Genomic DNA, 11,741 nt, shown 5'->3' with positions numbered 1-11,741 from the left:
TTAATCGTCTACAACCTGTCCAACTGGACAGGATTGGCAGAGCGGGCGATGCCCCAGGGTTAGCCCTTTGTTGATGACGCGATCCGGTGTGGCGAATCTGCACCGACGCCGTGCGGCGACGCCCCAAAACCCGTCGCCGATGCACCAGTTTCACGTCGGTTCACCGAAAGGAGCGAGACGAATGAATGCGGTATCCGAAGCATTGAAGCGCGCGGAATTGAGCACGTCGATCAAGGTCGACGGCAAGCGGTTGTGGGATAGCCTGATGACGATGGCGAAGATCGGTGCGACGCCCAAAGGCGGCGTGTGCCGTCTCGCACTCACCGACCTCGACAAGCAGGGACGCGATCTGATCGTGAGCTGGGCGAAGGAGGCCGGTTGCACGGTCACCGTCGATCAGATGGGCAACGTGTTCATGCGCCGCGCCGGACGCAACCCGGATGCACTGCCGGTAATGACCGGCTCGCACGCGGACTCTCAGCCTACCGGCGGCCGTTTTGACGGCATCTACGGGGTGCTGGGCGGCCTCGAAGTGATCCGCAGCCTGAACGACCACGGGATCGAAACCGAGCACCCTGTCGAGGTCGTGATCTGGACCAACGAGGAAGGCTCGCGCTTCGCACCGGCGATGGTCGCCTCCGGTGTATTCGCTGGCGAGTTCTCGCTGGAATACGGACTCTCGCGCAAGGACGTCGACGGCAAAACCATCGGCGAAGAACTCGAGCGCATCGGTTACGCAGGCGATGTTCCGTGCGGTGGCCGGCCGTTGCATGCGGCGTTCGAATTGCATATCGAGCAAGGGCCGATTCTCGAGGCCGAACAGAAAACCATTGGCGTCGTGACCGATGCGCAAGGTCAGCGCTGGTACGAAATCACGCTGACCGGGCAGGAAGCGCACGCGGGCCCGACGCCGATGCCGCGTCGTCGCGATGCGTTGCTCGGTGCTGCGCGTGTCGTCGATCTCGTCAACCGTATCGGACTCGAGAACGCGCCGCTGGCCTGCGCGACGGTCGGCATGCTGCAGGTCTATCCGAACTCGCGCAACGTGATTCCGGGCCGTGTGTTTTTCACCGTCGATTTCCGTCATCCCGACGATGCAGTGCTCGCAAAAATGGACGCCGCCTTGCGCAAAGGCGTGGCTGAGATTGCGGACGGCATCGGTCTGCAAACTGAACTCGAACAGATCTTTTACTACGCGCCGATCGCGTTCAACGAAGCGTGCGTGAAGTCGGTGCGCGCAGCAGCCGAACGCTTTGGTTATCCGCATCGCAACATGGTGTCCGGTGCGGGACACGATGCGTGTTATCTGTCGCAGGTCGCGCCGACTTCGATGGTGTTCGTGCCGTGTGTCGACGGCATCAGCCATAACGAAGTCGAGGACGCCACCTTCGAATGGATCGAGGCAGGCGCGAACGTTTTGCTGCATGCCATGCTTGAACGAGCGTGCGAGCCGGTTTCATAACGCCGTAGCGGGTCCGGCCAGACGCTGGCCGTCAGTCATCGTAGTGCCCATAAAACATGCCGTCCCGACTCCGCTCGCAGCGCAGCCGGCAGGTACGGCTACGTCCTCACATCGAAGAAGGAACGTGTATGGCCATCAAGCAAACTGGCGATATAGCCGCTCAACGGTTATCGCCCGAGCAGCTTTCGTGCGAGTTCTCCGACATCGCGCCGTTGCTCGACGCGAGCGCGGCGGCAGCCGCAGCGAGCCGTTGCCACTACTGTTACGACGCGCCGTGCGTGAACGCGTGTCCGACGCAGATCGACATTCCCAGCTTCATCCGCAAGATCGGCAACGGCAATCTGAAGGGCGCGGCGGTGGATATTCTGTCAGCCAATCCGATGGGCGGCATGTGCGCGCGCGTTTGCCCCACCGAGATTCTTTGCGAAGGCGCATGCGTGCGTAATCACCAGGATGCGAAGCCTGTTGCCATCGGCGCATTGCAACGGCATGCAACGGATTGGGCGATGGCGCGCGGCGAGTCCCTGTTCAGGCGTGCCGCTGAAACGGGGCGACATGTCGCCGTGGTCGGGGCGGGGCCGGCGGGGCTGGCCTGTGCGCATCGTCTGGCGCTGGCGGGTCATCGCGTGACGATTTACGACGCGCATGAAAAGGCAGGTGGTCTGAACGAATACGGTATCGCCGCTTATAAAACCGTCGACGATTTCGCGCAGCGTGAAGTGGCGTGGCTGTGCTCCGTCGGCGGAATTGAAATCGAGCATGGCGTTGCGCTTGGGCGTGATATTCAACTCGATACTTTGCGGCAGCAATACGACGCGGTGTTTCTTGCCATCGGACTCACGGGCGTGCGCTCGCTCGCGATGCACGGCGAGGACCTGAACGGCGTGATGAACGCGGTGGATTTCATCGAACAGATCCGTACCGCGAGCGACCTCGGAACGGTGCCGGTGGGACGTCGGGTGGTCGTGATCGGCGGCGGCAATACGGCGGTGGATGCGGCGGTGCAAAGCCGCAAGCTCGGCGCGACATCGGTGACGATGGTGTACCGGCGCGGTGTCGAGTCGATGAGCGCGACGTGGGCCGAGCGCGATTTCGCGCAGACCAACGGCGTCACGTTGATCACCCATGCCACGCCGACGCGCTTGATCGGTGCAGAAAACGCGGTAACGGGTGTCGAATTCGAACGCACGTCGAGCGATGGCGCGCAGGAGCGCTTCGTCGTCGAGGCCGACATGGTGCTCAAGGCGATCGGGCAAACGCTGGTGGCGGTCGGTATCGAGCGCGAGTTGTTGACGCTCGACGGCAGCCGCATCGCGGTCGATGCGAGCGGGCAAACGTCGTTGTCCGGCGTGTGGGCGGGGGGCGATTGCGCGGCGACAGGCGGTGTCGATCTGACTGTGCAGGCGGTGCAGGACGGCAAGATCGCGGCCGCTGCAATCGATGCGCAATTCGCCCGCACCGCGATCAAGGCCGCTTAGCCTGGTCCGCGCGAACACACGAAAAACGCATCCGCAAGCATACAAAAAACAGCAGTCTCCAAGGAGCCGAACATGGCCGATCTGCGCTGTACGATTGCCGGCATCACTTCGCCGAATCCTTTCTGGCTCGCGTCCGCACCGCCGACCGACAAAGCCTATAACGTGAACCGCGCATTCGAAGCGGGCTGGGGCGGTGTGGTCTGGAAGACGCTCGGCCTCGACCCGCATGTGGTGAACGTCAGCTCGCGTTACGGCGCGGTGCAATGGAACGGTCAGCGTATCGCGGGTTTGAACAATATCGAATTGATCACCGACCGTCCGCTCGACGTCAACCTGCGTGAGATCGCGCAAGTCAAACGCGACTGGCCCGACCGCGCCATGATCGTCTCGCTGATGGTGCCGTGCAATGAACGCGACTGGAAATGGATTCTGCCGCTGGTCGAAGACACCGGCGCCGATGCGGTCGAATTGAATTTCGGTTGCCCGCACGGCATGAGCGAACGCGGTATGGGCGCAGCGGTGGGACAGGTGCCCGAGTACATCGAAATGGTCACGCGCTGGGTCAAGGAAGGCTCGAAGCTGCCGTGTCTCGTGAAGCTCACGCCGAACATTACCGACATCCGTGTCGGCTCGCGCGCGGCTTTTAAAGGCGGCGCAGATGGCGTGTCGCTGATCAACACGATCAACTCGATCGTCGCAGTGGATCTCGACGCGATGTCGCCATTGCCGATGGTCGATGGCAAAGGCACGCACGGCGGCTACTGCGGGCCAGCCGTGAAGCCGATTGCGCTGAACATGGTCGCCGAAATCGCACGCGACCCGGAAACGCCGGATCTGCCGATTTCCGGCATTGGCGGCATTTCCACCTGGCGCGACGCCGCCGAATTCATGGTGCTTGGCGCGGGCAGCGTGCAGGTTTGCACGGCGGCGATGCACTACGGTTTTCGCATCGTGTCCGATCTCGCCGACGGCCTCTCGAACTGGATGGACGAAAAAGGCTACGCCACGCTCGACGACATTCGCGGCCGCGCGGTGCCCAACGTCACCGACTGGAAATACCTGAACCTCAAATACGACATCAAGGCGCGCATCGATCAGGACAAGTGCATTCAGTGCGGGCTGTGCCATATCGCATGCGAGGACACCGCGCATCAGGCGATCATGAAAGAAAAAGATGGCGTTCGGCATTTTGAAGTGATGGACTCCGAATGTGTCGGCTGCAATCTGTGCATGCATGTGTGTCCGGTCGAGCAGTGCATCACGATGGAGCGCGTGGACAACGGCGAATACGCGAACTGGACTACACATCCGAACAATCCGGCGCGCGTGAATGCTGCATCGGATGTGACGGCGGCCGAAGTCGAAGGCGAAGCTGCAGCTACTGCTGGCGCACATGCGCACGCGGCTAAAGCCGCATGAAACACGGCATGAAACACGAAGCGATCTAGCAACGCGCTGTACTGAACCTGTCGTTCCCCAAAGGCCCGACACGCCACCAGAAGCGTGGCGGGCCTCAACGATCACGTGGAGATCTTTCGATGAAGCAGACAGCGCAATCCGTCGATCCGCAATTCGCGGCCGGCGCGCAAGGCAGCGATCTATACAACGACGATCTTGCGCCGACCGGCCCCGCACAGCGAACGTGGCGGTGGTATCACTTCGCCGCGTTGTGGGTGGGGATGGTGATGAACATCGCGTCGTACATGCTGGCCGCCGGCTTGACCGAGCAGGGCATGTCGCCGTGGCAGGCCGTCGTGACCGTGCTGCTCGGCAATCTGATCGTGCTGGTACCGATGCTGCTGATCGGCCACGCAGGCGCCAAACACGGCATTCCGTACGCGGTGCTGGTGCGCTCGTCGTTCGGCACGAGCGGCGCGAAACTGCCTGCGTTGCTACGGGCGATCGTCGCGTGTGGCTGGTATGGGATTCAAACCTGGCTCGGCGGCAGCGCGATCTACACGCTGTTAAACATTCTCACCAACAATGCATTGCATGGCGACGCGCTGCCGTTCCTCGGCATCTCGATTGCGCAACTCGCGTGCTTCCTGGTTTTCTGGGCATTGCAGATTTATTTCATCGTGCACGGCACCGAAGCAATTCGACGGCTCGAAAGCTGGTCCGCGCCGATCAAGATCGTGATGTGTATCGCGCTGGTGTGGTGGGCGACTTCGAAAGCGGGCGGGCTCGGCTCGATGCTGTCGGCGCCGTCGCAATTCGTGCCGGGCGGCAAGAAGGAAGGCATGTTCTGGGTCACGTTCTGGCCAAGCCTCACCGCGATGGTCGGCTTCTGGGCGACGCTCGCGTTGAACATTCCCGACTTCACGCGCTTCGCGAAAACGCAGCGTGATCAGATCATCGGACAGACCATCGGCTTGCCTGTGCCGATGGCGTTGCTATCGGTGATTTCGGTCGTGGTCACGTCCGCCACGGTGGTGATCTACGGCAAGGCAATCTGGGACCCGATCGACCTGACGAGCCGCATGACCGGCATTGGCGTCGGCGTCGCGCTGATCATTCTCACGCTCGACACGATGTCGTGCAATCTCGCGGCCAATCTCGTCGGACCAGCTTATGATTTTTCGAGCCTGTGGCCGAAGGGTATTTCTTATCGCGTCGGCGGCATGATTACCGCGACCATCGCGATCGTCATGATGCCGTGGAAGATTCTCGCGACCACGCAGGGCTATATTTTCACCTGGCTGGTCGGTTACTCGGCGTTGCTCGGACCTGTGGCGGGTATTCTGATGGTCGACTATTTTCTGATTCGCGGCACACGGCTCAATATGCGCGAACTGTTCGACGAGCAGGGCGAATACAGCTATACAGGCGGATGGAATATCGGCGCAGTGGTAGCGTTGCTGATCGGCGTATTGCCTAATTTGCCGGGCTTTCTGCATACCGCGTTTCCGGCTTCGTTTCCGAACGTGCCCGCATTCTTCAATACGCTCTATACGTATGCCTGGTTTGTGGGACTTGCGTTGGCGTCGATCGTATATAGCGCGTGGATGAAGCTGAGCAAGGGACCGAGTGCGCGAACGGCCAGCGCTTGAACCGGATGCGATCGCAATAGCAATAGCGGTAGAAAAATGCATCACGTAGCATCGAAACCAGCAGTTCAAAAGGAGGCGGCAACATGACGACCCTGATTCGCGGCGGCACGATTATCGACGCGGAGAACACGTATCGTGCGGACGTATTGTGTGCGGACCCGCAGGACGGCGGCACGATCCTGCAGATTGGCGCGGACCTGGAAGCACCGGCGGGCGCGACGATTGTCGATGCAGGCGGCCAGTATGTGATGCCTGGCGGCATCGATCCGCATACGCATATGGAATTGCCGTTCATGGGCACCACGGCGAGCGACGACTTCTATACCGGCACCGCTGCGGGTTTATCGGGCGGCACGACCAGCATCATCGACTTCGTGATTCCGAGTCCGAAGCAGCCGCTGATGGAAGCGTTCAGGGAGTGGCGCGGCTGGGCGGAAAAGGCATCGGCCGATTATGGTTTTCACGTTGCAGTCACCTGGTGGGATGACTCGGTTTATCGCGACATGGGGACGCTCGTACACGAACACGGGGTGTCGAGCTTCAAGCATTTTATGGCCTACAAAAACGCGATCATGGCCGATGACGAAGTGCTTGTGAACAGCTTCTCGCGCTCGCTCGAACTCGGCGCGCTGCCGACCGTGCATGCGGAAAATGGCGAACTGGTGTTCCAGTTGCAACGTCAGTTGCTGGCCAAAGGATTTACGGGTCCAGAGGCGCATCCGTTATCCCGCCCGCCTGAGGTCGAAGGCGAAGCGGCCAATCGTGCGATCCGCATCGCACAGGTGCTGGGTGTGCCGGTGTATATCGTGCACGTGTCCGCGAAAGATGCCGTCGACGCGATTGCGCGTGCTCGCAGCGAAGGCTTGCGCGTGTTCGGCGAAGTATTGCCAGGCCATCTGGTCATCGACGAAGCGGTGTATCGCGACCCCGACTGGACCCGTGCCGCTGCGCATGTGATGAGCCCGCCGTTCCGTTCTGCCGAGCATCGTGAGGCGCTGTGGCGAGGTTTGCAGGCCGGCCAGTTGCATACCACGGCAACCGATCACTGCGTGTTCTGCGCGTCGCAAAAGGCCATGGGCCGCGAAGACTTCACGAAGATTCCAAACGGTTGTGGCGGGGTCGAGGACCGGATGGCGGTGCTCTGGCATCACGGCGTGAATTCAGGACGCCTCACGCCGAATGAATTCGTGCGCATTACGTCGACGAATGCTGCGCAGATTTTCAACCTGTATCCGCGTAAAGGCGCGGTGCAGGTTGGTGCGGATGCCGACCTCGTGGTGTGGGACCCGAACGCCAGCAAGACGATTTCGGTGAAGACGCATCATCAGAAAGTCGACTTCAACGTGTTCGAAGGGATGACGGTGCAGGGCGTCGCGATGCATACGCTCACACGTGGCGCGCTCGCGTGGACCAACGGCGAATTGCGCGCGGAGCGCGGCGCGGGCCGCTATCTGAAACGGCCGCCGAACCCGGCTTATTTCGACGCGATCCGCGTTGCCAACAAGCGCAAGGAGCCGCATCCGGTGGAGCGGTAGAGGGTTTGAGGTTTATCGAGCCGCAGCGCCTCTGGCGTCGCGGCTTGTCTTTATCCGCTGTGCGCCTATCGATCCAACTACCGGTTTTTTGTCAAACTCCGTCCGGTTTGCTACAGTCCGCCCATTCTGCCGATCCTGAGCGTCGGCAGAACTCGCCTATGACGTAGCACACTGACGGAGCCTCCTGATGAAGTCGATTCGTTGCATTCTGCTGATCGCGTTATTGCAGGCCGTGACGATCAGCCCGCTTTTCGCAGCCGACGACCTCGATAGAATCAAATCCTCCGGGGTGTTCAGGATCGGCACCGAAGGCACCTATGCGCCGTTCACGTATCACGACGAAATGGGCAAGCTGACAGGTTTCGACGTCGAGATCGGCACGGCAATCGCGAAGCGTCTCGGCGCGAAGCCGCAATTCATTGAAGGTCAGTGGGACGGTCTGATCGCGGGCCTCGACGTGAATCGCTACGACGTGGTGATCAACGTGGTGTCGATCACCGAGGCGCGCAAGGCCAAATACGATTACTCCGACCCGTACATCACGTCATATCCGGCGTTGATCGTCGCGTCGAGCAACAGCCGGATCAGATCGTTCGGCGATCTGAAAGGCAGGAAGTCCGCCAATTCGCTGACCAGTCACTTCGGCGCGGTTGCAAGCGCCTATGGCGCGCAGGTGATACCCGTGCAGGGCTTTAACGAAGCGCTCGATCTGCTGATCTCGGGACGGGTCGATGCAACCGTGAACGACTCGCTATCGTTTTTTTACTTCATCAAACGGCGGCCGGATGCCCACGTGAAAATCGTCGCATTCGATAACGCGCCCGGCAGCAACGACGAGTCAGGCGTATTGATGCGCAAGGGAAGCCCGAGATTGCGCGCGGCGATCAATGCGGCGCTCGCGGGCATGAGGAAAGACGGTACGTATCAGAAGATTTCGCAGAAGTACTTCGGCGAGGATGTGCTTCACTGAGTGGCTGACAAATGAAAAAGGGGAGCGTTAAAAACGCTCCCCTTTTTTTCAATACGCTGGATCGGCAGCGTTGGCTCAAGCCTATTGAAACTTCAAATCGGCCTCATCGAACACCCGGGTAGGGTCTGGGCGAGGCCCCGGTCAATGCCCTTGTAAGGCCTTAAACCGCCGCACTTTCCGCTGCATCGTTCAATGCAGCGTCAAAGAAACTTTCTTTCGCATTTGCGTTGGCGCGAGCATAAGCACGGTTGACGCCGCTGATCACGGCGCGGATAGACGCCGTCACCAGATTCGCGTCGATACCGACGCCGAACGCGCTGCCGGTCACATCGGCGCCGGCCATTTCTGCGATCGCCACTGCGCGGGCATCGGCGCCTTGCGTCAATGCGCGTTCTTCATAATGCTGAATGCGCACCGGTGCGCCGATTGCGTGCATCAGCGCGTCGAGCGGACCGTTGCCTGCACCGTTCAACACGCGCGGCGTGCCGTTGATTTCGACCTTGAGCTTGATGTGTTCGCGACCGTCATTCTCCGACAGGCTGTGGCCGATATAGCGAATCGGCTCGACGTTCTGCACGTACTCCTGCTGGAACAGTTCGAAGATCTGCGACGGCGTCACTTCGCCACCGCTGTCGTCGGTGAAGTGCTGCACGGCCGAGCTGAAATCCACCTGCAAGCGGCGCGGCAACACGACGCCATAGCTCTGCTCCAGCAGATACGCGATGCCGCCTTTACCCGACTGGCTGTTCACGCGAATCACGGAGTCGTACGTGCGGCCGAGATCGTTCGGATCGATCGGCATATACGGCACTTCCCACATCGCGTCCGGCTTCTGGACGGCGAGGCCCTTCTTGATCGCGTCCTGATGCGAGCCCGAGAACGCGGTGAACACCAGATCGCCGACATACGGATGACGCGGATGCACCGGCAACTGCGTGCATTCTTCAGCAGTACGCGCGACTTCGTTGATGTTCGAGAAGTCGAGTTCAGGATCGACGCCCTGGGTGTACAGATTCAACGCCAACGTGACGAGGTCGACGTTGCCGGTACGCTCGCCGTTGCCGAACAGGCAGCCTTCGACGCGGTCCGCGCCGGCCATCACCGCGAGTTCTGCCGCCGCGACAGCGGTGCCGCGGTCGTTATGCGGATGCACGGACACGATCAGCGAATCGCGGCGCGCGAGGTTGCGGTGCATCCATTCGATCTGGTCGGCGTAGACGTTTGGCGTCGCCATTTCGACGGTAGCGGGGAGGTTGACGATCGCCTTGTGTTCCGGCGTCGGTTGCCAGATGTCGAACACCGCGTCGCAGACTTCCTTCGCGAATTCGAGTTCGGTGCCGCTGAACACTTCCGGGCTGTATTGCAACGTGAAGTGCGTTTCCGGCGCGGCATCGGCGAAACGCTTCATCGTGCGTGCGGCCTTCTGCGCGAGTTCTTTCACGCCGTTCTGATCGAGACCAAACACGATCTTGCGGAATTCCGGCGCGGTCGCGTTGTACAGGTGGACGATGGCGCGCGGTGCGCCCTTCAACGATTCGAAGGTGCGTTCGATCAGATCGTCGCGCGCCTGGGTCAACACTTCGATCGTGACGTCGTCGGGAATGTGGCCGCCTTCGATCAGTTCACGCACGAAATTGAAGTCGGTCTGCGATGCGGACGGAAACGCGACTTCAATTTCCTTGAAACCGATCTGCACCAGCGTCTTGAACATGCGCATCTTACGCTGCGCGTTCATCGGCTCGAACAATGCCTGATTGCCGTCGCGCAGGTCGGTGCTCATCCAGATCGGCGCACGCTCGATGACGCGCGACGGCCACTGGCGATCCGTCAAATTGATCGGCTTGAACGAACGGTATTTGGTAGCAGGGTTTTTCAACATTTTCATCATCCGTGAGTTGGAACCAGAAGGCTGGTGTCGACCGGACGACGAAGATGTGATGCTGGGCCGCCGGTCGGGAACCGGGGCTGGGTCAGTTACTGGGGAATCAAGCGATGCTTCGGTGTATCAGATGGAAGCGCGCAGCAGCAGACCTAGCCCGGAAGAGGGGGCTAGTAGTAGCGATAGGATGGTCTGGGCGCGGTACATAGAGCGCAATAGGAACATATTATCGGGACGGCGTCAAGCGCCGTCCGTGTTCAATGGGCCGGTTTGACGAAGCGCAGGGTCATGCGGTCCGACTCGCCGATGGCCGCAAACCGCGCCCGATCGGCATCTCCGCCTTCGTAGCTCGGCGGCAGCGACCACACGCCATGCGGGTAATTTTTCGTGTCGCGCGGATTGCTGTTCACCTCGCTTTCGCCGATCAGTTCGAAGCCCGCAGCTTTGGCGTGGGCGATCACGTAGTCTTCGGTGACGTAGCCGGTGTCGATGGTCTGTTGCAGCGATGTGCCCGGCGCGGCCCGGTGTTCCTCGACGCCGAGGATGCCGCCTGGCTTGAGCGCCGCATAGAAGGCGCGCAGATTCGCATCGATTTCGCCGTCCTTGATCCAGTTGTGGATGTTGCGGAACGTCAGCACGCGATCGACGCTGGCGTCGGCGGGAAAGCCGGTGAATTGGCCCTTATGCAATGTGCCGACCACAACATTGCCGTAGACGTCGGGCGTGGCTGCCAGTTTGCGGGCGAACGCGGCGCGTCCGGCCTGGGCTTCCGCGGAAGGCGCACCCTGCGGGCCGTCGTATTCCGCTTCGTAGAGCGTGCCGTGGTCATGCAGATAAGGCGCGAGTATTTCCGTGTACCAGCCGCCACCGGGCGCGATTTCGAGCACCGTTTGCGACGGCGTCAGCTCGAAGAACTGCAAGGTTTCTTTCGGATGGCGGTAGATGTCGCGCTGCCGCGCCTTCGCGTCACGTTGCGGTCCGGAAATTGCGGCGTCGAGGGAGGCTGAACTGGCGGTTGACGATATGGTCGATGCCGACGGCCTTGTCGATGCTCCCGGGGCGGCGCAGGCGGCCATTAGCAAGACTACAGCCAATGTCGCGAGGGTCGTGCGCACCGCGCGTCGGCTGGATTTGGGTTGGGCGTTCATGACGCCCATTATCGGGCGCGATCGTGACGGACGGAAGCCGCCAATAGGCATAAGGATAGGCAGCAGGTGAATTTGCCCCGGGACAAGGCAGCGGAGGGCGGCATGGATTTGCATTTTGTCGCGGGTGTCGCGGGTGTCGCGGGTGTCGCGGGTGTCGCGGGTGTCGCGGGTACGCGCCTCCGCTTCATCGAACCAAACCCCGAACTCGCCGAAACCGAA

8 protein-coding genes are annotated in these 11,741 nt (G+C 61.0%); 6 read left to right on the top strand and 2 right to left on the bottom strand.

Annotated features, from left to right (window positions below; genetic code table 11):
* The first annotated feature begins 181 nt into the window (after nt 1–181).
* The 6 genes from BLS41_RS11635 to BLS41_RS11610 all read left to right on the top strand — a co-directional run bounded on the left by BLS41_RS11635 (nt 182) and on the right by BLS41_RS11610 (nt 8,495).
* Nucleotides 182–1,462, top strand: coding sequence for a Zn-dependent hydrolase (locus BLS41_RS11635; RefSeq protein WP_074764601.1), 1,281 nt, complete (start codon nt 182–184; stop codon nt 1,460–1,462).
* A 128-nt stretch (nt 1,463–1,590) separates the two neighbouring features.
* Nucleotides 1,591–2,940 carry an NAD(P)-dependent oxidoreductase gene (locus tag BLS41_RS11630; protein WP_074764599.1) on the top strand — a complete coding sequence of 450 codons (1,350 nt, stop codon included), beginning with the start codon at nt 1,591–1,593 and terminating at the stop codon, nt 2,938–2,940.
* A gap of 72 nt (nt 2,941–3,012) precedes the next feature.
* Nucleotides 3,013–4,359 carry an NAD-dependent dihydropyrimidine dehydrogenase subunit PreA gene (gene preA / locus BLS41_RS11625; protein ID WP_074764597.1) on the top strand — a complete coding sequence of 449 codons (1,347 nt, stop codon included), beginning with the start codon at nt 3,013–3,015 and terminating at the stop codon, nt 4,357–4,359.
* A gap of 119 nt (nt 4,360–4,478) precedes the next feature.
* Nucleotides 4,479–5,990 carry an NCS1 family nucleobase:cation symporter-1 gene (locus BLS41_RS11620; RefSeq protein ID WP_074764595.1) on the top strand — a complete coding sequence of 504 codons (1,512 nt, stop codon included), beginning with the start codon at nt 4,479–4,481 and terminating at the stop codon, nt 5,988–5,990.
* An 83-nt stretch (nt 5,991–6,073) separates the two neighbouring features.
* The gene (gene hydA / locus BLS41_RS11615) at nt 6,074–7,525 is read left to right on the top strand and encodes a dihydropyrimidinase (RefSeq protein WP_074764593.1); all 1,452 of its coding nucleotides are present in this window, start codon (nt 6,074–6,076) and stop codon (nt 7,523–7,525) included.
* Between the two features lie 187 nt (nt 7,526–7,712).
* Nucleotides 7,713–8,495 carry an amino acid ABC transporter substrate-binding protein gene (locus BLS41_RS11610; RefSeq protein WP_074764591.1) on the top strand — a complete coding sequence of 261 codons (783 nt, stop codon included), beginning with the start codon at nt 7,713–7,715 and terminating at the stop codon, nt 8,493–8,495.
* Between the two features lie 160 nt (nt 8,496–8,655).
* On the opposite strand, the gene leuA is transcribed toward BLS41_RS11610, so the two are convergent.
* The gene (gene leuA, locus BLS41_RS11605) at nt 8,656–10,374 is read right to left on the bottom strand and encodes a 2-isopropylmalate synthase (RefSeq protein ID WP_074766476.1); all 1,719 of its coding nucleotides are present in this window, start codon (nt 10,372–10,374) and stop codon (nt 8,656–8,658) included.
* A gap of 257 nt (nt 10,375–10,631) precedes the next feature.
* The gene (locus tag BLS41_RS11600) at nt 10,632–11,531 is read right to left on the bottom strand and encodes a class I SAM-dependent methyltransferase (protein WP_074764589.1); all 900 of its coding nucleotides are present in this window, start codon (nt 11,529–11,531) and stop codon (nt 10,632–10,634) included.
* Between the last annotated feature and the right edge of the window lie 210 nt (nt 11,532–11,741).

Origin of the sequence: Paraburkholderia fungorum (assembly GCF_900099835.1) — a bacterium.
GTDB classification, from domain to species: Bacteria; Pseudomonadota; Gammaproteobacteria; order Burkholderiales; family Burkholderiaceae; genus Paraburkholderia; species Paraburkholderia fungorum_A.
The sequence above is the reverse complement of the archived record's forward strand: the minus strand, read 5'-3'. Positions and strand labels throughout refer to the sequence as shown.